Annotated in this window: 21 protein-coding genes and 1 riboswitch; of the genes, 12 read left to right on the forward strand and 9 right to left on the reverse strand. The window is 72.5% G+C overall.

Going from position 1 to position 23,563, the window contains the following annotated elements; translation table 11 throughout:
- Positions 1-46 precede the first annotated feature (46 nt).
- A riboswitch (SAM riboswitch) is annotated at positions 47-164 on the reverse strand.
- 73 nt (positions 165-237) lie between these two features.
- Complete coding sequence (locus tag RHODO2019_RS02745) at positions 238-1,230, reverse strand: malate dehydrogenase (protein ID WP_265383520.1); 993 nt, start codon at positions 1,228-1,230, stop codon at positions 238-240.
- Between the two features lie 127 nt (positions 1,231-1,357).
- A complete protein-coding gene (locus RHODO2019_RS02750; protein WP_265383521.1) occupies positions 1,358-3,571 on the reverse strand; it encodes an NADP-dependent isocitrate dehydrogenase in 2,214 nt (737 codons plus the stop codon).
- 144 nt (positions 3,572-3,715) lie between these two features.
- Between RHODO2019_RS02750 and RHODO2019_RS02755 the strand changes: the two genes are divergently transcribed.
- From RHODO2019_RS02755 to RHODO2019_RS02770, 4 genes are all read left to right on the forward strand, one after another.
- Positions 3,716-4,969 (forward strand): MFS transporter, encoded by a 1,254-nt coding sequence (locus tag RHODO2019_RS02755; RefSeq protein WP_435532163.1) that lies wholly within the window; start codon positions 3,716-3,718, stop codon positions 4,967-4,969.
- 44 nt (positions 4,970-5,013) lie between these two features.
- Positions 5,014-5,817 carry an exodeoxyribonuclease III gene (locus RHODO2019_RS02760; protein WP_265383522.1) on the forward strand — a complete coding sequence of 268 codons (804 nt, stop codon included), beginning with the start codon at positions 5,014-5,016 and terminating at the stop codon, positions 5,815-5,817.
- Positions 5,818-6,120: 303 nt separating this feature from the next.
- Positions 6,121-7,158 carry a tryptophan--tRNA ligase gene (trpS, locus tag RHODO2019_RS02765; RefSeq protein WP_265383523.1) on the forward strand — a complete coding sequence of 346 codons (1,038 nt, stop codon included), beginning with the start codon at positions 6,121-6,123 and terminating at the stop codon, positions 7,156-7,158.
- On the forward strand, positions 7,155-8,252 hold the full coding sequence (locus RHODO2019_RS02770) for a YihY/virulence factor BrkB family protein (RefSeq protein WP_265383524.1): 1,098 nt from the start codon (positions 7,155-7,157) through the stop codon (positions 8,250-8,252). Before trpS ends, RHODO2019_RS02770 begins: the two co-directional genes overlap by 4 nt.
- A gap of 43 nt (positions 8,253-8,295) precedes the next feature.
- Here RHODO2019_RS02770 and RHODO2019_RS02775 read toward each other — a convergent pair whose 3' ends face one another.
- The 5 genes from RHODO2019_RS02775 to sdhC all read right to left on the reverse strand — a co-directional run bounded on the left by RHODO2019_RS02775 (position 8,296) and on the right by sdhC (position 13,111).
- The gene (locus RHODO2019_RS02775) at positions 8,296-9,597 is read right to left on the reverse strand and encodes a D-alanyl-D-alanine carboxypeptidase family protein (protein WP_435532164.1); all 1,302 of its coding nucleotides are present in this window, start codon (positions 9,595-9,597) and stop codon (positions 8,296-8,298) included.
- A gap of 124 nt (positions 9,598-9,721) precedes the next feature.
- Positions 9,722-10,501: a succinate dehydrogenase iron-sulfur subunit gene (locus RHODO2019_RS02780; protein ID WP_265383525.1), complete on the reverse strand. Its 780-nt coding sequence runs from the start codon at positions 10,499-10,501 to the stop codon at positions 9,722-9,724.
- Positions 10,501-12,252, reverse strand: coding sequence for a succinate dehydrogenase flavoprotein subunit (gene sdhA, locus RHODO2019_RS02785; protein ID WP_265383526.1), 1,752 nt, complete (start codon positions 12,250-12,252; stop codon positions 10,501-10,503). Before sdhA ends, RHODO2019_RS02780 begins: the two co-directional genes overlap by 1 nt.
- A 6-nt stretch (positions 12,253-12,258) precedes the next feature.
- Positions 12,259-12,693, reverse strand: a complete 435-nt coding sequence (locus RHODO2019_RS02790) for a succinate dehydrogenase hydrophobic membrane anchor subunit (RefSeq protein WP_265383527.1) — start codon at positions 12,691-12,693, stop codon at positions 12,259-12,261.
- A gap of 1 nt (position 12,694) precedes the next feature.
- Positions 12,695-13,111, reverse strand: a complete 417-nt coding sequence (sdhC, locus tag RHODO2019_RS02795; protein ID WP_265383528.1) for a succinate dehydrogenase, cytochrome b556 subunit — start codon at positions 13,109-13,111, stop codon at positions 12,695-12,697.
- Between the two features lie 453 nt (positions 13,112-13,564).
- Between sdhC and RHODO2019_RS02800 the strand changes: the two genes are divergently transcribed.
- From RHODO2019_RS02800 to RHODO2019_RS02835, 8 genes are all read left to right on the forward strand, one after another.
- Positions 13,565-14,629: a BMP family lipoprotein gene (locus tag RHODO2019_RS02800; RefSeq protein WP_265383529.1), complete on the forward strand. Its 1,065-nt coding sequence runs from the start codon at positions 13,565-13,567 to the stop codon at positions 14,627-14,629.
- A gap of 182 nt (positions 14,630-14,811) precedes the next feature.
- Entirely contained in the window at positions 14,812-16,365 is a 1,554-nt protein-coding gene (locus RHODO2019_RS02805) for an ABC transporter ATP-binding protein (RefSeq protein WP_265383530.1), read from the forward strand.
- Positions 16,362-17,486 carry an ABC transporter permease gene (locus RHODO2019_RS02810; RefSeq protein WP_265383531.1) on the forward strand — a complete coding sequence of 375 codons (1,125 nt, stop codon included), beginning with the start codon at positions 16,362-16,364 and terminating at the stop codon, positions 17,484-17,486. Before RHODO2019_RS02805 ends, RHODO2019_RS02810 begins: the two co-directional genes overlap by 4 nt.
- Positions 17,483-18,763 (forward strand): ABC transporter permease, encoded by a 1,281-nt coding sequence (locus RHODO2019_RS19265; RefSeq protein WP_354005563.1) that lies wholly within the window; start codon positions 17,483-17,485, stop codon positions 18,761-18,763. Before RHODO2019_RS02810 ends, RHODO2019_RS19265 begins: the two co-directional genes overlap by 4 nt.
- Positions 18,764-18,810: 47 nt before the next feature.
- Complete coding sequence (locus RHODO2019_RS19270; protein ID WP_354005591.1) at positions 18,811-19,158, forward strand: cytidine deaminase; 348 nt, start codon at positions 18,811-18,813, stop codon at positions 19,156-19,158.
- Positions 19,155-20,444 (forward strand): thymidine phosphorylase, encoded by a 1,290-nt coding sequence (locus RHODO2019_RS02825; protein ID WP_265383532.1) that lies wholly within the window; start codon positions 19,155-19,157, stop codon positions 20,442-20,444. The genes RHODO2019_RS19270 and RHODO2019_RS02825 overlap by 4 nt, the downstream gene beginning before the upstream one ends.
- A 46-nt stretch (positions 20,445-20,490) precedes the next feature.
- Positions 20,491-21,585, forward strand: a complete 1,095-nt coding sequence (locus RHODO2019_RS02830; protein ID WP_265383533.1) for an adenosine deaminase — start codon at positions 20,491-20,493, stop codon at positions 21,583-21,585.
- 18 nt (positions 21,586-21,603) lie between these two features.
- Entirely contained in the window at positions 21,604-22,041 is a 438-nt protein-coding gene (locus tag RHODO2019_RS02835) for an SRPBCC family protein (protein WP_265383534.1), read from the forward strand.
- Positions 22,042-22,051: 10 nt separating this feature from the next.
- On the opposite strand, the gene RHODO2019_RS02840 is transcribed toward RHODO2019_RS02835, so the two are convergent.
- Entirely contained in the window at positions 22,052-23,278 is a 1,227-nt protein-coding gene (locus tag RHODO2019_RS02840) for a SatS C-terminal domain-containing protein (protein ID WP_265383535.1), read from the reverse strand.
- 55 nt (positions 23,279-23,333) lie between these two features.
- Complete coding sequence (locus RHODO2019_RS02845) at positions 23,334-23,561, reverse strand: hypothetical protein (RefSeq protein WP_265383536.1); 228 nt, start codon at positions 23,559-23,561, stop codon at positions 23,334-23,336.
- Positions 23,562-23,563 lie beyond the last annotated feature (2 nt).

The following is a 23,563-nucleotide window of genomic DNA, read 5'->3' on the forward strand; positions in this document are numbered from 1 at the left end:
ACATCGCATGGTGGGGGCTCCTCGACGAGGGGCCCGCACTCGCACGGGCCCGCGCTTGCCGTCCGGAACCTCTCCGGACGGCCTGGTCAATCACCCGGGGCACCCCACCGCGGAACGAGGGTTGCCGGCCAGCGAGCCGGGGCTTGACGCTGGCACTCATGACCTGGGCGCGATGGTAGCGCGCGCCCCACGCGGTGTGCACCCGAGGTGTCCGACCCGTGGACACCCGCCTCGACCTCAGCCCAGCAGGCCCAGCCCGGCCACGGCGTCGCGCTCCTCGACCAGCTCGGCCACCGACGCGTCGATCCTCGCCCGGGAGAACTCGTCGAGCTCCAGTCCTCCGACGATCGAGTAGGAGCCGTCGGCGCAGGTGACGGGGAACGAGCTGATCAGCCCCTCGGGCACGCCGTAGGAGCCGTCGGAGGGCACGGCCATGGACACCCAGTCCCCGTCAGGGGTGCCGTGCACCCAGTCGTGCACGTGGTCGATGGCCGCCGAGGCCGCCGAGGCCGCCGACGACGACCCGCGGGCCTCGATGATGGCCGCCCCGCGCTTCTGCACGGTGGGGATGAACTCGCCCTCCAGCCACGCCTGGTCGTCGACCAGCTCGGTCGCCACCGTCCCGCCGACCTCGGCGCGGAACAGGTCGGGGTACTGGGTCGCGGAGTGGTTACCCCAGATGGTCATGTGCCGGATGTCGGTCACCGGGCGCTGCGTGCGCGACGCGAGCTGGGCCAGGGCCCGGTTGTGGTCCAGGCGGGTCATCGCCGTGAACCGCTCGCGGGGGACGCCGGCGGCGTTGCTCATCGCGATGAGTGCGTTGGTGTTGGCCGGGTTGCCCACCACGAGCACCTTGAGGTCGTCGGCGGCGGACTCGGCCAGCGCCCGGCCCTGGGTGGTGAAGATGGCCCCGTTCGCGGCCAGGAGGTCGCCGCGCTCCATGCCCTTGGTGCGGGGGCGGGACCCGACGAGCAGGGCGACGCTCGCACCGGCGAAGGCCGTGGTCGCGTCGTCGCTGATGGAGATGCTGTGCAGCAGCGGGAACGCGCAGTCGTCGAGCTCCATCGCCACGCCCTCGGCGGCCCCCAGCGCGGGGGTGATCTCCAGCAGGCTCAGCGCCACCGGGGTGTCGGGACCGAGCATGGCGCCGCTGGCGATGCGGAACAGCAGGCTGTACCCGATCTGCCCGGCGGCTCCGGTGACGGCGACGGTGACGGGTGACGGGCTCATCGCGGGGACTCCTCGGGGTTCGGCGGACCGGACCTCACCGACGCTACCGCTGTGCGGGATCTCACAGGGGACGACGGGCGCGACGCGACCCCCGACCGGTGCGGTCGGGGGTCGCGGGGCGGGTGGCTCAGAAGGCGTCGATGAGCCCGTTGAGCGTCGCGCTGGGCCGCATGACGGCGTCCGTCCTCGTCCTGTCCACGTGGTAGTAGCCACCGAGGTCCACGGGGTTGCCCTGCACCGCGGCCAGCTCGCCGACGATCGTCTCCTCCGCGGCGGCGAGGTCGCCCGCGAGCCCCGCGAACAGCGCTGCGAGCTCGGGGTCGGTGGTCTGGGCGGCCAGGGCCTGGGCCCAGTAGAGAGCCAGGTAGTAGTGGCTGCCCCGGTTGTCGATCTCGCCGACGCGGCGTGCCGGGGAGCGCCCCTCCTCGAGCAGGCGGCCGGTGGCCTCGTCGAGCGCAGCCCCGAGCAGCCCGGCGCGCGGGTTGTCCGTCTTCTCGGCCAGGAACTCCAGCGAGACGGCCAGGGCCAGGAACTCGCCCAGGGAGTCCCAGCGCAGGTGGTCCTCCTTGACGAGCTGCTGGACGTGCTTGGGCGCGGAGCCGCCGGCGCCGGTCTCGAACAGCCCGCCGCCGTTCATCAGCGGGACGATGGAGAGCATCTTCGCGCTGGTGCCCAGCTCCATGATCGGGAACAGGTCGGTGAGGTAGTCGCGCAGGACGTTGCCGGTGACGGAGATGGTGTCCTCGCCGCGACGGGCTCGGTCCAGGGTGTACCGGGTGGCGTCGGCGACGTCCATGACCTCGATCGTCAGGCCGTCGGTGTCGAGCTCGGCCAGGTGCGCCCGCACCTTGACCAGCACCTGCGCGTCGTGGGCGCGGGTCTCGTCGAGCCAGAACACGGCCGGCGAACCGGTGGCGCGGGCGCGGTCCACGGCCAGCTCCACCCAGTTGCGGACGGGGGCGTCCTTGGTCTGGCAGGCGCGCCAGACGTCGCCGGCTGCCACGTCGTGGCTCAGCAGTACCGTCCCGGCCGCGTCGACGACGCGGACGGTGCCGGCCGCACCGATCTCGAAGGTCTTGTCGTGGCTGCCGTACTCCTCGGCCTTCTGCGCCATCAGGCCGACGTTGGGGGTGGTGCCCATCGTCGTGGGATCGAAGGCGCCGTGCTCGCGGCAGAAGTCCACCGTCTCGGCGTAGAGCGGGGCGTAGGACGAGTCGGGGATGACGTACTTGGTGTCCTGCAGCTCGCCGGCGGTGTTCCACATCTGTCCCGAGCTGCGGATCGCGGCCGGCATGGAGGCGTCGATGATGACGTCGCTGGGCACGTGCAGGTTGGTGATGCCCTTGTCCGAGTCGACCATCGCGAGCGACGGACCGCTCTCGTAGCCGGCGGCGATGGCGGCCTCGACGGCCTCCCGCTCGGCGCTCGGGAGTCTGCCCAGGGCTGCGAGCACGCTCGCGAGGCCGTCGTCGGGGTCTGCTCCCACCGAGGTCAGCGCGGCGCCGTGCTCGGCGAAGACGGCGGGGAAGAACGCCTCGACGACCCGGCCGAAGATGATCGGGTCGGACACCTTCATCATCGTGGCCTTGAGGTGCACGGAGAACAGCACCCCCTCGGCCTTCGCGTCGGCGATCTGCTGGGCCAGGAAGGCGTCCAGGGCGGCGCGGCGCATGACGGAGGCGTCGACGATCTCGCCGGCCAGCACGGGCAGCGACTCCTTGAGCACGGTCACGGTGCCGTCGGCAGAGACGTGCTCGATGCGCAGGGTGTCCGCGGCGGCCAGCGTCACCGAGACCTCCGAGTGCCGGAAGTCCCCGTCCAGCATCGTCGTGACGTGGGACTTGGACTCCGGCGACCACGCGCCCATGGAGTGCGGGTGCTTGCGGGCGAAGCCCTTGACCGAGGCGGGTGCGCGTCGGTCGGAGTTGCCCTCGCGCAGCACCGGGTTGACGGCGCTGCCCTTGACGGAGTCGTAGGCCGCGCGGGCCGAGATCTCGGCCTCGGTCCGCGGGTCCTCCGGGTAGTCCGGGACGGCGTACCCGGCGGCCTGCAGCTCGGTGACCGCGGCCTTGAGCTGCGGCAGCGAGGCGCTCACGTTCGGCAGCTTGATGATGTTGGCCTCGGGCGTCGTGGCGAGCGCGCCGAGCTCGGCGAGGGCGTCCGGCACCCGCTGGGTGTCGGTGAGCAGGTCCGGGAACTTGGCCAGGATGCGGGCGGCCAGCGAGATGTCACGCGTCTCGACGTCCACCCCGGCCTTGCCGGCGAACGCCTCGATCACCGGCAGCAGCGAGTGCGTCGCGAGCGCGGGTGCCTCGTCGGTGTACGTGTAGATGACCTTCATCGCTGCCTGCGCCTGCCTCTGCCTCGGGGTCCGTGGTGCTCGGCGACCACGCTAGCCCGTGCCCGCGCTGCGGCGCCCCGGGGTCGTCGAGCCCTCACTGTCGCGCGCCCGTCTTGATCGATCCATGACACGATCTGCGCCGTCATGACCCAGCTCCACGCCGCCCCGGCCGCCGCCACCGTTGCCCGCACCCTGCGTGACGCGCGGCGGCCGATCCTGGCCCTGGCGCTGGGTGGGTTCGGGATCGGCACCGCCGAGTTCATGGCCATGGGCCTGCTGCCGCAGATCGCCGGTGGCCTGGGGGTGTCCGAGCCGCGCGCCGGCAACGTCATCTCCGCCTACGCGCTCGGGGTCGTCGTGGGCGCCCCGCTCATCGCGGCCCTGTCGGTGCGGGTCCCGCGCAAGCGGTTGCTCGTCGCCCTGATGGTCCTGTTCACCGTGGGCAACGTCGCGGTCGTCCTCGCCCCCGGGTATGGCTCGGTCGTCGCGGCCCGGTTCCTGACGGGGCTGCCGCACGGGGCGTTCTTCGGGGTGGCCGCGCTGGTGGCCGCCTCGCTGGTGGAGCGGAGCAGCCGCGCGAGGGCGGTGGCCGCGGTGATGATGGGGCTCAGCGTCGCCAACGTCGTCGGGGTGCCGCTGGCCACCTGGGCCGGCCAGTCGCTGGGCTGGCGCAGCACGTTCGGGGTGGTCGCCGGGATCGGTCTCGCCACCGTGGCCGCGCTGCTGGTGTGGCTGCCGGACGTGCACCTGCCGGTGAGCAGCCCCCGGGCCGAGCTCGGTGCCCTGGCCCGCCCCCAGGTGTGGCTGACCCTCGGGGTCGGGGTGGTCGGCTTCGGCGGCATGTTCGCGGTGTACAGCTACATCACGCCGACCCTCACCGAGGTCACCGGGCTGCGCGAGGGCCTTGTGCCGCTCGTCCTCGCCGTCTACGGGGCGGGCATGGTGACGGGCAACGTGCTCGGCGGCTGGCTCGCCGACCGTGCGCTGGTGCCCGGCCTGTTCGTGCTCCTGGTGGCGATGGGCGGGGTGCTGGCCCTGTTCACGGTCACCGCGTCCAGCGTCGTCGGCGCGGTGCTGACCGTGTTCGCCATCGGCACCGCGGGCAGCGCGATGGTGCCGGGCCTGCAGACCCGGCTGATGGACGTCGCCGCCGACGCGCAGACCCTGGCGGCCTCCCTCAACCACTCCGCGCTGAACCTCGCGAACGCGGCCGGGGCCTGGCTCGGTGGCCTGGTGGTCTCCGCCGGCCTCGGGTACACCGCGCCCGCGTGGGTCGGAGCGGTGCTGGCCGCCGCCGGGCTCGTGGTGCTGAGCGCCTCGGCCCTGCTGCAGCGGACCCGGCCGGAGACGGTGCGCGGGGCGGCCCACCCGGTGGCGCTGGTCGACCAGCCGGCGTGACGGCGACACCGGTTCCGTCGGACCCGGTGGCTAGCCTCCCTGCCGTGCCGACCACCCCCACCCCGTCCCTGACCGTCTCCACGGTCAACGTCAACGGCGTGCGCGCCGCCGCGGGCAAGGGCCTGCTGCCCTGGCTGGAGCAGACCGCGGCCGACGTGGTGTGCCTGCAGGAGACCCGCGCCGACGACGGGCAGCTGCGGGTCGCGCTCGCCCCGGCCCTCGCCACGGGCTGGTGCCTGAGCTCCGCGGAGCCGGCCGTGCGGGGTCGCAACGGGGTGGCCGTGCTGAGCCGGGTGGAGCCGGTGGCGGTGCGGGTGGGCTTCGGGCACCCGGAGTTCGACGACTCCGGCCGGTACCTCGAGGTCGACGTCGCCGGGGTGACCGTGGCGAGCCTCTACCTGCCCTCGGGCGAGGCGGGCACGCCCCGCCAGCTGGAGAAGGAGCGCTTCATGGCCGCCTTCGCCGAGCACCTGGCCGGGCTCGTGGACCGTCCCGCGGTGGTGTGCGGGGACTGGAACATCGCCCACACCGAGGACGACCTCAAGACGTGGAAGGCGAACCGGTCGTCCTCCGGCTTCCTGCCGGGCGAGCGGGAGTGGCTGGGGACGGTGCTCTCCTCCGGCTGGGTCGACGTCCAGCGGCGGCTGCAGCCGGAGGGCCCAGGGCCGTACACTTGGTGGTCCTACCGGGGCCGGGCCTTCGACAACGACTCCGGGTGGCGCATCGACCTGCAGGTCGCGACCACGGCCCTCGCCGAACGGGTCACCAGCGCCACGGTCGAGCGCGCGACCGAACACGCTCTGCGCTGGTCGGACCACGCACCGGTCACTGCCACGTACTCCGGTTGAGTAACGCCGCTGCACCGACGGTTGCCGGGGACGCAGCCTCGACCTCGCAAGCGGGTCGCTCGACGACCTCCTCCTCCAGCCGCGTCCGTCGTGTCCTGGTGGTGGTCGCGCTCGCCACCGGCCCGCTGGTGGGGCCGGCCGCCACGTGCTCGGTCAGCGGCATCCCTCGACGGTCTGGCCTGCAGCAGCGACGACGTGCATTTCGCGCTCCCGGCCCGCGCCGGGCCCGGGTCACCGCCTGCCGGGGTCCCGCCCCCGCACGGGCGGGCCGTCCCCCCGGGGGTCGTGGAAGGATCGCCCACCATGGCCTCCAGCACGACCGACGTGACCGAGCGGAGCGCGCCCCGGGTGCTCTCCGGCATCCAGCCGACAGCGGACTCCTTCCACCTGGGCAACTACCTGGGGGCCCTGCGGCAGTGGGTGGCGCTGCAGGAGACCAGCGACGCGTTCTACTGCGTGGTGGACCTGCACGCGATCACCGTGGCGCAGGACCCGGCCGTGCTGCGCCACCGCACGCGGGTCTCGGCCGCCCAGCTCCTCGCCCTGGGCATCGACACCGACCGCGCGACCCTGTTCGTGCAGAGCCAGGTGCCCGAGCACGCGCAGCTGGCCTGGGTGCTCAACTGCATCACCGGTTTCGGCGAGGCCGGCCGGATGACGCAGTTCAAGGACAAGGCGAGCAGGCAGGGCAGCGACCGCGCGTCCGTGGGGCTGTTCACCTACCCCGTGCTGCAGGCGGCGGACATCCTGCTGTACCAGGCGGACCAGGTGCCGGTGGGGGAGGACCAGCGCCAGCACCTGGAGCTCACCCGCGACCTGGCCGGCCGCTTCAACACCACCTACGGGCCCACGTTCACCGTGCCCAGCCCGCACATCGTCTCCGGCGCGAAGATCCTCGACCTGCAGGACCCCACGTCGAAGATGAGCAAGTCCGCCTCGAGCCCGGCCGGCATCGTCGACCTGCTCGACGAGCCCGCCGTGTCCGCGAAGAAGATCCGCTCGGCCGTCACCGACACCGGCCGTGAGGTCCGGTTCGACCCGCAGGAGAAGGCGGGGGTGTCGAACCTGCTCACCATCCACTCCGCACTGTCCGGCCGGCCGGTGGCCGAGCTCGAGCTCGAGTACGCCGGACGCGGCTACGGCGACCTGAAGAAGGACGTGGCGGCGGTCCTCACCGACTTCACCACCCCGCTGCGCGCCGCCGTGGACGGCTACCTGGCCGACCCGGCCCAGCTCGACGCGATCCTCGCCGAGGGCGCGGAGCGGGCTCGCACGGTGGCCTCGGCGACGCTGGCGGCCACCTTCGACCGCGTCGGGTTCCTGCCCCGGGTGGCGCCGTGACGGCGCGGACCCGTCGACCGGACGCGGTGCAGGAGCGCACCGGGACCACCACCGACACGGCCTCCGAGCGCGCGGCGCTGGCGCCCGACGACGGCCCGGGCCTCCTGGACCGGCTCAAGGCCCGGGTGCCCTACCTCGAGCGGGTCCTGCGGGCGGCGACGCGCTACAGCGAGCAGCGTGGCGGCTACTTCGCAGCCGGCATCACCTACTACACCGTGCTCGCCCTGGTACCGATCGTCATGGTCGCCTTCGCCGCGCTGGGCTTCGTGCTCGCCGGGCAGCCCGGACTCGTCCAGCAGGTCCGCGACGGGGTCACCACGGCGGTGCCCGGTGACCTGCAGACGACCGTGAACAAGCTGGTCGACACCGCGATCACGCAGCGGAGCAAGGTGGGCATCGTCGGACTGGTGGCTGCGGTCTACTCCGGGCTGGGGTGGATGTCCAACATCCGGGAGGGTCTCACGGCGGTCTGGCGCCAGCACCCGCCCGACAAGATCTTCCTGCTGAAGAAGCTCGGCGACCTCGGCGCCTTCCTCGGCCTCGGCCTCGCCCTGGTCGTCTCGGTGCTGATCTCCGTGGTCGGCGGGGCCAGCACCAGCTTCGTCATCGGTCTCGTGGGTCTCGACGGGGTGCCGGGGGCGTTCATCCTCACCCGGATCGTGGCCATCGTGCTGTCGATCCTGGTCAGCTGGATGCTGTTCTCCTGGGTCATCGCCAAGCTGCCCAGGGTGGCGGTGGGGCTGCGCAGCGCGCTGACCGGCGCCCTGCTGGCCGCGGTGGTCTTCGAGGGGTTCAAGCAGGCCGCGAGCTACATCCTCAAGGGGACCCTCAGCTCGCCCGGGTTCGAGCTCTTCGGGCCGGTGATCGCCATCCTGGTGTTCGTGTTCTACACCGGGCAGGTGGTGCTGTTCAGCACTGCGTTCGCGGCGACCACCGAGCAGAGCCTGCGGGGGCAGACGGTTCCCGTCCCCGGTCCGGCGGTCGTCACCACCCGCCTGGAGATCTCGCCCGCGCCCAACGTGGGCGGCGTCCTCACGGGTGTGGGGGTGGGAGTGCTCGCCCTGCTCGGCCTGGGGTGGCGCCACCGGCGGTGAGACCCGCCGCCCCGCACCCGCGCCGTCTCGGCAGCGCGCCGCATCAGCTCCTGCGCCGCCGCCACACCGCGTCGAGGCCCACCAGCAGGACCACCACCAGCAGTGCGGCGCCGAGGGCCACGACGGCCAGGCCGAGCAGACCGGTGGCAGAGCGGGCCGCCGGTGCCGCTGCACCCGCCACACCGACCTGGGCCGGCCCGGGGGCGGGCACGCCGGACATTGCGGCCGGGGCGGGCAGGGCGGTGCCGGAGGCCCCGGTGAGGAGCCGGCCGACCCCGCCGGCGGCCACGGGCAGGGCGAATCCGTAGTCGAGCAGGGCGGCGGCCTGCTGCCAGGGCACCCGCGGGGTGCGCTCGCCGTCCAGCAGCGAGACCACCAGGCGGCGCCCGCCCCGCTCGGCCGCCCCGACGAAGGTCTGCCGCGCATCGTCGGTGAAGCCGGGTTTGCCGCCCAGGGCTCCGGGGTAGCCGTAGAGCAGCTTGTCGTCGTTGTCGATCTCGAAGGCCGGCCTGCCCCCGTAACCCGGGAACTGGGCCCTGCGGGTGGCGGTGAGCTCGGCGAAGGTCGGCTCCGCCATGGCCAGGCGGAACAGCAGCGCCAGGTCGTAGGCCGAGGTGCTCATCCCGGGGCCGTCGAGCCCGGACGGAGTGGCCGCCCGGGTGTCCAGCGCCCCCACCGACGCCGCCAGGGTGTTCATGGCGCCGACCGTCGCGTCCGCGCCGCCCATCGCCACGGCCAGCGCGTGCGCGGCGTCGTTCCCGGACTTCAGCAGCAGCCCGGTGAGCAGGGTGCGGACGGTGTACTGACCGCCGGGCCCCACCCCCACCCCGCTGCCCTCCACGTCGGCGTCGGCCTGGGTGCCGGTGACGACCTGGTCGAGCGGCAGGGTCCGCAGCACCAGGAGCGTGGTGAGCACCTTGAGGGTGCTGGCCGGACGGTGCAGCCCGTGCGGGTCCTTGGCGGCCAGCACCTCCCCGGTGTCGAGGTCGGCGACCACCCACGCCGCGGCCGAGATCCCGTCGGGCACCGTCGGGCCACCGCCCGGGGTGACCACGCCGCAGCCCCCGAGGGCACTCCCGCCGACGGGCTCCGCCGGGCGTGCCAGCGGTGCGGGTGCGGTCGTGCCGGGGGCGGGCACCTCGGAGGCGTCCACCGCGGGCGGCGGGGTGGTCGCGTACGGGCACGCGTCGGTGTTGGGCGTGGTGAACGGGGTGCTCGGTGGTGCTGGGACCTGCCCGGGCCGCGCGGCGTCGGACACGGTGCCGGGGGCGACGGCGCCGGTGGTGAGGGCCGCGCCGAGCAGGACCGCGAGCGCCACGAGCAGGGCGAGCGGGCGGCGGTGCACCCCACGGACGCTAGCCGCAGCCCCGGACGGGCCACCGTCGCCACGCCGGGCGCCACCGGTCCCCACGCACGCCGCTGCCCCCGCCACCAGGGTGGGTGCGGGGGCAGCGGGGCCGGTGTGGTGGTCAGCGGGCGAAGAGCAGCGCGCGCTTGACCTCCTGGATCGCCTTGGTCACCTGGATGCCGCGCGGGCAGGCGTCGGTGCAGTTGAACGTGGTGCGGCAGCGCCAGACGCCGTCGACGTCGTTCAGGATGTCCAGCCGCTCGGAGGCGCCCTCGTCGCGGCTGTCGAAGATGAACCGGTGGGCGTTGACGATGGCGGCAGGGCCGAAGTAGCTGCCGTCGCTCCAGTACACCGGGCACGAGGTGGTGCAGCAGGCGCACAGGATGCACTTGGTGGTGTCGTCGTAGCGCGCCCGGTCGGCGGCGGACTGGTAGCGCTCGCGGGTGGGCTCGTTGCCGGAGGTCATCAGGAACGGCTTCACGGCACGGAACGCGTCGAAGAACGGCTCCATGTCCACGACGAGGTCCTTCTCCACCGGCAGCCCGCGGATGGGCTCGACGGAGATGGTGGTCTCCTTGCCCTCACCCTTGAGCAGGTCGCGCAGCAGCACCTTGCACGCCAGGCGGTTGACCCCGTTGATGCGCACCGCGTCGGAGCCGCACACCCCGTGGGCGCACGAGCGCCGGAAGGTGAGGGTGCCGTCGAGGTACCACTTGACGTAGTGCAGCAGGTTCAGGACCCGGTCGGTGCGCAGGGCGGGAACCTGGAAGGTGTCCCAGCGGGCGTCGTCGGGGTTGTCGGCGTCGAAGCGCCGGACCCGCAGCGTCACCATGATCGACCCCTCGGGAACGGGGGGGGCCGCGGGCCCGGCGCTGGCGGGGCGCTCGTCGAGAGCAGTCATCAGTACTTTCGCTCCATCGGCTCGTAGCGGGTCTGCACGACGGGCTTGTAGTCGAGGCGGATGTCGGCGAGCAGTCCGTCCCCGACCTTGTAGGCCATCGTGTGCCGCATGAAGTTGACGTCGTCCCGGGTGGTGTAGTCCTCCCGGGAGTGCCCGCCACGCGACTCCTTGCGCGCGATGGCCCCGACGATGGTGGTCTCCGCCAGCTCCAGCAGGAAGCCCAGCTCGAGCGCCTCGAGCATGTCGGTGTTGTAGCGGGTGCCCTTGTCCTGCACCTGGATCCGGCTGTAGCGCTCCTTGAACGACTGCACGTCGGTGAGCGCCTGCTTCAGCGTCTCCTCGGTGCGGAAGACCGAGGCGTTGTTGTCCATGGTGACCTGGAGCTCGGTGCGGATGTCGGCCACCCGCTCGTTGCCGTGCTCGCTGAGGACCAGCTCGAGCCACCCCTCGACCATGGAGGTGGGGGCCTCCGGGAGCTCGGTGTGACCCACGGTGTTGGCGTACTCCGAGGCCGCGATGCCCGCGCGGCGGCCGAACACGTTGATGTCCAGCAGCGAGTTGGTGCCGAGCCGGTTGGAGCCGTGCACGGAGACGCAGGCGCACTCGCCCGCGGCGTAGAGACCCTTGACGACGGTCTCGTTGTCGCTGAGCACCTCGCCGTGGATCGTCGTGGGGATGCCGCCCATCAGGTAGTGGCAGGTCGGGAACACCGGGACGAGCTCGGTGACCGGGTCCACCCCGAGGTAGGTGCGGGAGAACTCGGTGATGTCGGGGAGCTTGGCCTCGAGGACCTCGGCGCCCAGGTGGGTCACGTCGATGTAGACGTAGTCCTTGTTGGGGCCGGCGCCACGGCCCTCGCGGACCTCCTGGACCATCGACCGGGCCACGATGTCCCGGGGGGCGAGGTCCTTGATGGTGGGTGCGTAGCGCTCCATGAAGCGCTCGCCGTCGGCGTTGCGGAGGATGCCGCCCTCCCCGCGCACGGCCTCGGAGATGAGGATGCCGAGGCCGGCCAGCCCGGTGGGGTGGAACTGGAAGAACTCCATGTCCTCCAGCGGGAGACCCTTGCGGAAGATGATGCCCAGGCCGTCGCCGGTGAGGGTGTGCGCGTTGGACGTCGTCTTGAACATCTTGCCGGCACCGCCGGTGGCGAAGATGACGGACTTGGCGTTGAAGACGTGCAGCTCGCCGGTGGCCAGCTCGTAGGCGACGACGCCGGTGCAGACCCTGCCCTCGTCGGTGTCGGTCAGGCACAGGTCGAGGACGTAGAACTCGTTGTAGAACTCGATGCCCTGCTTGACGCAGTTCTGGTACAGCGTCTGCAGGATCATGTGGCCGGTGCGGTCGGCGGCGTAGCAGGCCCGGCGGACGGCGGCCTCGCCGTGGTTGCGGGTGTGCCCGCCGAAGCGGCGCTGGTCGATCTTGCCCTCGGGCGTGCGGTTGAACGGCAGGCCCATCTTCTCCAGGTCGAGCACCGCGTCGATGGCCTCCTTGGCCATGATCTCGGCGGCGTCCTGGTCGACCAGGTAGTCACCACCCTTGACGGTGTCGAAGGTGTGCCACTCCCAGTTGTCCTCCTCGACGTTGGCCAGCGCGGCGCACATGCCGCCCTGGGCCGCGCCGGTGTGCGACCGGGTGGGGTAGAGCTTGGTCAGCACGGCCGTGCGGGCGCGCTGGCCCGACTCGATGGCCGCACGCATGCCGGCACCGCCCGCGCCGACGATGACGACGTCGTACTTGTGCTCCTGCATGCTGCGTCAGCTCCCGATGTTGGGGTCGAAGGTGAAGATCACGTACGTCCCGAGGCCGATGATGAGCACCATCGACACGTAGAGCAGCGTGGTCAGCCAGAAACGGGTGGAGTCCTTGCGCGAGTAGTCGTTGATGACCGTGCGGAGGCCGTTGCCGCCGTGCAGCTGGGCGAGCCAGAGCATGGAGAGGTCCCACAGCTGCCAGAACGGGCTGGCCCACCGGCCGGCCACGAAGCCGAAGTTGATGCGGTGCACCCCGCCGTCGAGGATGTTCATGATGAACAGGTGGCCGAGCACCAGGACCACGAGCGCGAGTCCGGAGAAGCGCATGAACAGCCACGCGTAGAGCTCGAAGTTGTTGCGGCCCCCGGTCTTGCGACCGCCGACCCGGGAGGGCGTGCGGGGCGCGGCGAGGTGGTTCGGGCGGTCGATCGTGGCCATGTCAGCTCCCGCCGAAGAGGTTGGACACGGTGCGCTGCATGATGAAGTACGTGCCGGGGACCATCACGGCGGCCCACACCGCGAGGCTCACCCAGAGCATGGTCCGCTGGTAGCGCGGGCCCTTGATCCAGAAGTCGACCGCCATGATCCGGATGCCGTTGAGCGCGTGGTAGAGAACCGCGCCGACGAGCCCGAGCTCGAGGAGGTTGACCACCGGGTTCTTGTAGGTCTCGATCACCGCGTCGTACGCCTGCGGCGACACCCGCACCAGGGCGGTGTCCAGGACGTGGACGAACAGGAAGAAGAAGGTGGCGACGCCCGTGATCCGGTGGGCGACCCACGACCACATGCCCGGGTCGCCCCGGTAGACCGACCTCGTGGAACCCGCGCGGGGCGGGGCTGCTGTCGTGCTGGCCATTGCGTGCAACGCCTCCAACATCACTGGTGGGCGGCCGGTGCGCTCGCCCGGGTCCGCGGTCGGCCCGGGGCGGGGACACCCGTGGGCGACGTGTGCTGGTCGTCGTGCGGGAACCTCGGAGCGGGACAGGTTCATGGATCGTAAACCGGGCACGGTCACGGGGCACCTCAGCACCCCCGGGAGTGAGCCAGCAGACACGTGCGACCGGCCCCGCCCGAGGCGGTGCAGGCCACGATCGGGTCACGGAGCACGCTTCGCCCTTGCCGGGCCCCACTGGTGCCCCAGTAGCGTCCTCCCCACTCGGTGCCCGTCCCCTCGCGATGCCTGTCCCAGGGCGCGCACGGGCGCCGCATCGCACACCGCGTGGACCGTGCCCGGGTCCGGTAGCACCGCTGGACAGCACCGTCCGCGGACCGGCTGGCCCAGCACGTGGTGACCGAGAGGAGCATCTGGATGAAGCGCGTGCGTGCAACTGCCCTCGTCGCCGGCCTGGCCGCCGCGGCGATGGTGCTGACGGCCTGCGGCGGCGGCAGCTCGACGGCCGGCGGGAGCAACACCTCCGGCAGCAGCACGGCCGGGGCGAGCGGCGGCATCGCCGTCGGCCTCGCCTACGACATCGGCGGTCGTGGGGACAAGTCGTTCAACGACTCGGCGGCCAAGGGCCTGGACAAGGCGAAGAGCGAGCTGGGCGTCACCGTCCAGGAGTCCGAGGCCCAGCCGAACGAGACCGACGCCGACAAGGAGGAGCGCCTGCGCACGCTCGCGGACGGCGGGGCCAAGGCCGTCGTCGCCGTGGGCTTCGCCTACTCCGGTCCGCTGGCCAAGGTGGCCAAGGACTACCCAGACGTCAAGTTCGCGATCGTGGACGACGCGGCGGCGACCGGCGACAACATCACCAACATCGTCTTCGCCGAGAACGAGAGCTCGTTCCTCGTGGGTGCGGCCGCCGCGCTGAAGACGAAGTCCGGCACCGTCGGCTTCATCGGCGGCGTCCAGACGCCGCTGATCGAGAAGTTCCAGGCCGGCTACGCCGCCGGCGCGCAGGCCGCGAAACCCGGCACCAAGGTGCTCGTGCAGTACCTGACCCAGGCCCCCGACTTCACCGGGTTCAACGACCCGGCCAAGGGCGAGACCGCGGCGGGCGGGCTGCTCGACCAGGGCGCGGACGTCGTCTACCAGGCCGCCGGCGGTTCGGGCTCGGGGGTCTTCAAGGCCGTCGCCGCCAAGCCGGGCTCGCTGGCCATCGGCGTGGACTCCGACCAGTACGTGTCGGCCGACCCGTCGGTGCAGGGCATCATCCTCACCTCGGCGCTGAAGAACGTCGACGTGGGCGTCTTCGACTTCATCAAGGCCGTCGGTGACGGGTCGGTCAAGCCCGGCTCCACGTTGTACGACCTGAAGAACGACGGCGTCGGCTACGCCACCTCGGGCAGCCTGATCGGCGACATCTCCCCCCAGCTGGACGGCTACAAGGCGAAGATCGTCGACGGCTCGATCAAGGTGCCCACCGCTCCCTGATCGTCTGCTCCGCCCCTCGCGCAGCACCACCACGAGGCAGACCGCGGGCTGCTCGTCGTCCTGGGACCAACCTGGCGGCGGGCAGCCCGTTCTGTGCGTCCGGGCCGCTAGCGTGACCCGCGCCCCGCCGCGCCGCCGCCTCCCCCGACCCCGAGGAGCCCGCCATCACCGCCACCCCCGCCGTGGACACCCCACCGGTCATCGAGCTGCGCGGCATCACCAAGCGCTTCCCGGGTGTCGTGGCCAACCGCGACGTCACCCTGGCCGTCGCCCCCCGCACCGTGCACGCGCTGGTCGGGGAGAACGGGGCGGGCAAGTCGACGCTGATGAAGATCCTCTACGGCATGCAGCGCCCCGACGAGGGCGTCATCCTCCTCGGCGGCGCCGAGACCGTGCTGGCCTCGCCCGCCGAGGCGATCGCCGCGGGCATCGGCATGGTCCACCAGCACTTCATGCTCGCCGACAACCTCACCGTCCTGGAGAACGTCGTCATCGGCGCTGAGAAGGTGGCGGGTATCGGCGAGAGGGCCCGTGCTCGCATCCGTGAGCTGGGCAGCCGGTACGGCATGCGCCTGGAGCCGGACGCGCTGGTGGAGACCCTGGGGGTGGGCGACCGGCAGAGGGTGGAGATCCTCAAGGTCCTCTACCGCGGCGCGACCACGATCATCCTCGACGAGCCCACCGCGGTGCTGGTGCCGCAGGAGGTCGACGAGCTCTTCGACAACCTGCGCGAGCTCACCCGCGAGGGCCTCACCGTCGTGTTCATCAGCCACAAGCTCGACGAGGTGCGGGCGGTGGCCGACACCATCACCGTCATGCGCCGCGGCACCACCGTCTCGACTGTCCGCGCGGCCGACGTGACCAGCCGCCAGCTCGCCGAGCTGATGGTCGGCAGCGAGCTCCCCACTGCCGGCGAACGTCCGAGCACCGTCACCGAGCGGGTGGCGCTGCAGCTGGACGGGGTGACCGTGCTGGCCGGGGGTGCGGGCTCCCGGGCGATCGTCGACGGCGTCAGCCTCACCGTGCACGCGGGGGAGGTGCTCGGCATCGCGGGCGTGGAGGGCAACGGCCAGGCCGAGCTCGTCGACGCCGTCCTCGGCCTGCGCGACAGCGCCGGCACCGTGCGGATGGTCGACGCCGGGGGAACCCTGCACGACGTCAGCGCCTGGTCCACGCGTCGGCGCCGCGAGGCCGGTCTCGGGTTCATCCCCGAGGACCGCCACCGCCAGGCCCTGCTGCTGGAGGCGCCGCTGTGGGAGAACCGCATGCTCGGCCACCAGACCCAGGCGCCGAACAGCCGGGGCGTGCTGCTGGACACCCGGAACGCCAAGGAGGACACCCGGCGCATCGTGGCCGAGTACGACGTCCGCACCCCGGGCATCGACGTCACCGCGTCGGCGCTCTCCGGCGGCAACCAGCAGAAGCTCATCGTCGGTCGGGAGATGAGCCACCACCCGGTGGTCCTCGTGGCCGCCCACCCGACCCGGGGCGTGGACGTCGGTGCGCAGGCCGCCATCTGGGGCCACGTCCGCCGTGCCCAGGAGGCCGGCCTCGCGGTGCTGCTCATCTCCGCCGACCTCGACGAGCTCATCGGCATGTCCGACCGCATCCAGGTGGTGCTGCGCGGGCGCCTCGTCGCGGAGGTCGACCCGCGCACCGTCACCCCCGAGCAGCTCGGCGCCGCGATGACGGGAGCGGACGGACCCAGCGCCGCCACGACGGGAGCACAGCCATGAGGAAGCTCGACCTGCGATCGGTCGCCCTGGGCGTCGCCGCGCCCGCGCTGGCCCTGCTGCTGGCGCTGGTGGTGGGTGCCGTCGTCATCGTCGTCTCGGGAGCCTCCCCCCTGACGGCGGTCGAGGCCATCAGCAAGAGCGCGAACCTGGCGAGGATCCAGACCGCCACGGTCAACACGGCGATCACCTACTACCTGGCCGCCGTGGCCGTGGCGGTCGGCTTCCGGATGAACCTGTTCAACATCGGGGTGGACGGTCAGTACCGGGTCGCCGCGATGCTCGCCGCGGCCGCCGGGGCGGCGTGGAGCCTGCCGCCGGTGCTGCACCAGCTGGTCATCATCCTGGTGGCCGTCGCGGCGGGTGCCGCGTGGTCGGGCATCGCCGCGATCCTCAAGGTCACCCGCGGCGTCAGCGAGGTGATCTCGACGATCATGCTCAACGCCATCGCGACGGGGCTGGTCGCCTGGCTCATCCTGCCCGCGCAGTTCGGCACCGTGGTGCCCGGCAGCAACGACCTCAAGACCGCGACGATCGCCGAGTCCGGCCGTGTCCCGTCGCTGCCGGCCATCCCCGGGCCGGGCAGCACCCAAGGCATCTACGGACTCGTCGTCCTGGCGCTGCTGGTCGGGTTCGGCTACTGGTTCCTGATGGGCTTCACCCGCTTCGGCTTCGACCTGCGCGCGACGGGTCGCTCGGCCACGGCCGCGGTGGCTTCCGGGGTGAGCGTGAGGCGCATGGTGCTGGTGTCCATGCTCATCTCCGGCGGGGTCGCCGGGCTGGTGGGGCTGCCCGTGCTGCTCGGTTCCTCCTACAGCTACGGCCTGGACTTCCCCACGGGCATCGGGTTCACCGGGATCGCGGTGGCCCTGCTCGGTCGCAACCACCCCCTGGGGATGGTTTTCGGCGCCCTGCTGTGGAGCTTCCTCGAGCGCACCTCCAACGGCCTGCAGGCGGTCAAGATCTCCTCGGAGATCGTCACCATCGTCCAGGGCGTCATCGTCATCAGCGTGGTGGTGGCCTACGAGCTCGTCCGCCGCTACAAGCTGGTGCTGCAGCAGCGGGAGGTCGGCCGCACCGCGGCCCCCGTGGGCCCGACGCCGACCACGGAGGTGGTGGCGTGAGCAGCCCGCTGGCCCCCACGGGCGCCGAGACGGTGTCCTCCTCCCTCGCGCCGGAAGCGGTGGCCCCGCGCCGCTCGGGGGCACGCCGCTACCGCGTGTACCTGTTCGTCGCCGCCGGTCTCGTCCTGATCTCCGCCGTCCGGGCCCTCACCGGGGTCGACGGGCTGACCTCCGACGGCGTCGTCAACGCCGCCGTCGGCCTCGCGGTGCCCATCGGCATGGCCGGTCTCGGCGGGTTGTGGGCCGAGCGGGCCGGCGTGGTGAACATCGGGCTCGAGGGGATGATGATCCTCGGCACCTGGGGCGCGGGCTGGGCCGGCTACCAGCACGGACCCTGGGTGGGGGTGCTGGCCGCGGTGGCCTTCGGCGCCGTCGGCGGTCTCGTGCACGCCGTCGCCACCGTCACCTTCCGGGTCGACCACATCGTCTCCGGCGTCGCGATCAACATCCTCGGGCTCGGAGCGACGCAGTTCCTCTCCAACGTGGCGTTCGTGGGCACCGAGGGCGGCGGTGGCACCCAGTCCCCGCAGATTCCGGCCCTGCCCCGGCTCAGCGTGCCCGGCATCGACGGCCCGCTGTCCCGGCTCGAGGACACCCACTGGTTCCTGATCTCCGACGCCGCCGGGATCCTGCGGGGCACGCTCGTGGACGTCTCGGCGCTCACCCTCGTCGCGATCGCGCTGCTCGCCGGCTCGTTCTACGTGCTCTGGCGCACCCCGTTCGGCCTGCGGCTGCGGATGTGCGGGGAGAACCCGACCGCGGCCGAGACCCTCGGCGTGCCCGTGTACCGGATGAAGTACCTCGCCGTCATCGCCTCGGGAGGGTTCGCCGGGCTCGGCGGGGCCTACCTCGCGATCGTGGCCGCCGGCATCTACCGCGAGGGCCAGACCGGTGGACGCGGGTACATCGGCCTCGCCGCGATGATCTTCGGCAACTGGCGGCCGGGTGGTCTCGCGGGTGGCGCCCTGCTGTTCGGGTACACCGACGCCGTCCAGCTCCGCAACACCGAGGTGCGTCCGCTGCTGCTGGTGCTCGGCGTGCTCCTGCTGCTGCTCGCCGTGCAGGCGCTGCGCCAGGCCGCACGGACCCGTGCGATCGTGATGGCCGTGGTGGCCGTGGTGGTCGGCGGCAGCTACTTCCTCATCAGCTCGATCCCGCCGCAGTTCACCAGCGCCACCCCGTACGTCGCGACGCTGCTGGTGCTCGCCCTGGCCTCGCAGCGGCTGCGGCCACCGGCTGCGGCCGGGCTGCGCTACGCGAAGGGAGAAGGACGGTGAGCACCGAGGTCGACTGGGAGGCCCTGCGCGCTGCCGCGCGGGAGGCGATGGGCCGCGCCTACGCCCCGTACTCCCGCTACCCCGTCGGAGCGGCCGCGCTGGTCGACGACGGGCGCGTGGTCAGCGGCTGCAACGTCGAGAACGCCTCCTACGGCGTGGGGCTGTGCGCGGAGTGCGGGCTGGTCTCGGCCCTGCAGCTCAGCGGTGGGGGACGCCTCGTGGCGTTCAGCTGCACCGACGGCCGCGGCGAGCGGCTGATGCCGTGCGGGCGCTGCCGCCAGCTGCTGTTCGAGCACGGCGGCGCCGCGCTGCTCATCGACACCCCGCGCGGGGTGCTGACCATGGACGACGTGCTGCCGCAGGCGTTCGGACCCGAGAACCTGGAGCAGGTGTGAGCTCGTTCAGTGCCGTCGACGTCATCGCGACCAAGCGCGACGGGGGTGAGCTCTCCGACGCTGCGATCGACTGGGTGGTGGACGCCTACACCCGGGGCGCGGTGGCCGAGGAGCAGATGTCGGCCCTGGCCATGGCGATCCTGCTGAACGGCATGGGGGCGCGGGAGACCGCCCGCTGGACCCGCGCGATGATCAGCTCCGGGGACCGGCTCGACCTCGCCGCCGTCGGGAAGCCGCTGGCCGACAAGCACTCCACCGGCGGCGTGGGCGACAAGATCACCCTGCCTCTCGCGCCGCTGGTCGCGGCCTGCGGGGCCGCGGTGCCCCAGCTCTCCGGCCGCGGCCTCGGCCACACCGGGGGCACCCTGGACAAGCTCGAGTCGATCCCCGGCTGGCGCGCGGGGCTGGACACCGACGAGATCGTGGCCCAGCTGCGCGAGGTGGGGGCCGTCATCTGCGCGACCACCCCGACCCTGGCGCCGGCCGACCGCAAGCTCTACGCGCTGCGCGACGTCACCGGCACGGTGGAGGCCGTCCCGCTGATCGCCAGCTCGATCATGAGCAAGAAGATCGCCGAGGGGACCGACGGGCTCGTCCTCGACGTCAAGGTCGGCTCCGGGGCGTTCATGAAGACCGAGGCACGGGCGCGCGAGCTCGCCGAGGCCCTCGTCAGCATCGGCACCGAGCACGGGCTGCGGACCGTCGCCCTGCTGACCGCCATGGACACCCCGCTGGGCAACACCGCGGGCAACGCCCTGGAGGTGGCCGAGTCGGTCGAGGTGCTGGCCGGGGAGGGTCCCGCCGACGTGGTGGAGCTGACCCTGCTGCTGGCCCGGGAGATGCTGGCCGCGGTCGGCATCGACCCCACCGGAGCGGCCGACCCCGAGCGCGCGCTGGCCGACGGCCGGGCCATGGACGTGTGGCGGGCGATGATCTCCGCCCAGGGTGGGGACCCCGACGCTGCGCTGCCGGCGGCCCGCGAGGTGCACACCGTGGTCGCCCCCACCACGGGGGTGCTCAGCCGGCTGGACGCCTACGCCGTGGGGGTGGCCGCCTGGCGCCTGGGCGCCGGCCGCGCGCGCAAGGAGGACCCGGTGCAGGCCGCTGCGGGGGTCGTCTGGCACGCCCGACCGGGCGAGATGGTGCTGCGCGGGCAGCCGCTGCTGGACCTGCACACCGACACCCCGGAGAGGATCCCGGCGGCCCTGGAGGCGCTGGAGGGCGGCTGGGAGATCGGCGGGGAGCTGGCCGTGCTGCCGCTGGTGATCGACCGCATCTCCGGCTGAGCGCGGTACGCGACCGGCGGTGGTGGGCTCGCGATAACGTCTGGGGATGACCTCCACCGCCCCGCTGGACCCGACCTCCATCCGCCGGGCGCCCAAGGTGCTGCTGCACGACCACCTCGACGGTGGGCTGCGGCCGGCGACCGTGCTCGCCCTGGCCCGGGAGACCGGGTACGCCGAGCTGCCGGCCGACACCGAGCAGGGCCTGGCCCGCTGGTTCCGGGAGTCGGCCGACTCGGGCTCGCTCGTCCGCTACCTGGAGACCTTCGCGCACACCGTCGGTGTCATGCAGACCCGCGAGGCCCTGGTCCGCGTGGCGAGCGAGTGCGCCCAGGACCTCGCCGCCGACGGTGTGGTCTACGCGGAGTCCCGGTTCGCCCCCGAGCAGCACACCGACGGCGGGCTGACCCTGGAGGAGGTCGTGGAGGCGGTGCTCGAGGGCTTCGCCGAGGGGTGCGCCGCGGCCGCGTCGGCCGGGCACCCGATCCGGGTGGGCGTGCTCGTCACCGCCATGCGGCACGCCGCCCGCTCCCGGGAGATCGCCGAGCTGGCCGTCACCTACCGCGACGCCGGCGTGGTCGGCTTCGACATCGCCGGAGCCGAGGCCGGTTACCCCCCCACCCGCCACCTCGATGCCTTCGAGTACCTGCGCCAGGCCAACGCGCACTTCACCATCCACGCGGGTGAGGCGTTCGGGCTGCCGTCCATCCACGAGGCGCTGCAGTGGTGCGGCGCCGAGCGCCTCGGCCACGGGGTGCGGATCGTGGACGACATCGCCGTCGCCGCCGACGGCACCGCGACCCTGGGCCGTCTCGCCGCCTACGTTCGCGACCAGCGCATCCCGCTGGAGCTGTGCCCGTCCTCCAACGTGCAGACGGGCGCGGCAGCCTCGGTGGCGGAGCACCCGTTCGGGCTGCTCGCCGCGCTGCGCTTCCGGGTCACGGTCAACACCGACAACCGGCTGATGAGCGACTGCACCATGACCAGCGAGATGTCCGCCCTGGTGGAGGCGTTCGGCTACGGCTGGTCGGACCTGCAGCGCTTCACCATCAACGCGATGAAGAGCTCGTTCCTGCACTTCGACGAGCGGCTCGCGATCATCGACGACGTGATCAAGCCCGGCTACGCGGTGCTCATCGGCTGACGCCCTAGGCTCGGCGCCGTGATCACCGTCGACGAGACCGTCAAGACCACCCTGCCGCCCACCGAGGCCTTCGAGTACCTGAAGAACTTCGAGCACACCAGCGAGTGGGACCCGGGCACCCCGGTGGTGGAGAAGACCAGCACCGGGCCCGTCGCCGTGGGGTCGACCTTCCACGCGGAGGCCGAGTTCAAGGGCAAGCGCCAGCCGCTGGAGTACGTGGTGACGGCGCTGAACGAGAACAGCATCACCCTGCGCGGGGAGAACGGGACGGTCGTCTCCGTCGACACCATCAGCGTCACCCCCTCAGGCCCGGGCAGCGCGGTGCGCTACGAGGCGGAGTTCACCATCAAGGGTTGGAAGCGGATCGCCGAGCCGTTCGTCAAGGGCACCTTCCAGGGCCTCGCCGAGCCGGCGGTCGACGGGATGAAGCGCAAGCTCGACTCCCTCGCGCGCTGAAACCGCCCGGTCAGGGGCGCCGGAAGCGGGCCTCGAGCTCCTGCTCCAGACGGCGCCAGGTCTCCGACTCGCCCTCGAACGGGGGGCTCGGGGAGAGCCGGTTCGGGTCCGGCTCGAGCACGAACGAGGTGTACCAGCCCAGGGGCGAGGAACCGGCCAGCTCGGCGGCCACGGCGTCGTCGTCCGCGGCGTCGGCTGCGTCGGTGAGGAGCTCGACGGCCAGCTCGAGCTGGGTGGCGTCGACCGCGGACGGGCCCTGGAGGATGTCGTCGGCCAGCCCCGGAAGCACGTAGGTGTTGTCCTCGGTGGCCACCACCTCGAGCTCGCCGGCGGTGGCCGCGTCCTGGACGTCCGGCCACGTGGCCAGGGCGGCCAGGTCGTGGCCCTCCGCATCGACGAGGTACCGCGCCAGCGCCTTGCCGGAGGTGAACACGTCGATCTTCCCGCCCGAGCCGAGGAAGACGGCGGAGTCGTCGAGGTAGCAGCGCAGCGTCCACAGCTCCTCGCCCGAGGTGATGATCTTGATCGGGTCGATGCCCACCTCGCCCCAGAACCCCAGGTCCTCCTCCTCGACCTCGTCCGCGGCCACCTCGTCGGCGTCGTCGAGGTCGTCCTGCTCCGGGTCCTCGTCCGCGGCGTCCGCGGCGTCCAGCTCGGCGTGGGCCACGACGAGGGCCTCGGCGTCGACCTCCGGGACGAAGACCACCTCGTCGAGCGCGTCGAGCACCTCGTCCCACCGCTGCGCGAGCACGGACCCCACCTCGGTCCACCGCTTGGCGCCGTCCTTGCCCAGGAAGCTCGTCGGGCCGCTCGAGAGCAGCGCGAAGCCCGGAGCCGAGTCGAGGACCTCGGTGATGACGTCGAGCTCGCACACGTCGGCCAGGGTGCGCACCATCTCGAGGGTCTCGTGCAGCTCGCTCAGCGTCCACGCCTCGGGGTCGCCCGCCGCCAGCTCGGGCACGCCGACGATGTCGTAGCAGTGGCTATCGTCCGGCTCGAGCTCGGGTGCGGCCAGCCCGGTGACCGTGGACCAGGCGGGGTGCTCGGTCAGGTCGTGCTCGGTGACGGTGCGGATGAAGGCGGCGAGCTCGGCGGCGTCGTCGAAGCAGTAGACGTGCTCACCGTGGCCGAGGAAGGCCTCCCACTCCTCGCCGTCCTCGCGCCAGCGGGGCGCCCACAACGTGATCAGGTCGCCCTCGGTGAGGCCGAGCTCGATGGGGACGATGTCCTGTGCCATGGGCCCGAGCGTAGTGGTCCGGAGGGGTCCCGATCAGCCCCGTCGCAGCGCCGGGTCAGCCCCGGTCGCTGCACAGGGAGGAGACTTCGAGGGCGAGCACGTCGTCCTCGGGGTCCTCGGGGTCCTCGGGGTCGTCGTGCCGCGGGGGAGCGGGCGCGGGCGGGCGAGGAACCGCACGGCTGCTCCCACCGGACGGCCTCCGTGGTGGCGGACAGGCGCCCGGGCCCAGCCGGCCGAGCACCGCCTCCGACGTCGCACCCTGCCAGGCGGCGGTGATGCTCACGG

Origin of the sequence: Rhodococcus antarcticus (assembly GCF_026153295.1) — a bacterium.
Lineage (GTDB): Bacteria > Actinomycetota > Actinomycetes > Mycobacteriales > Mycobacteriaceae > Rhodococcus_D > Rhodococcus_D antarcticus.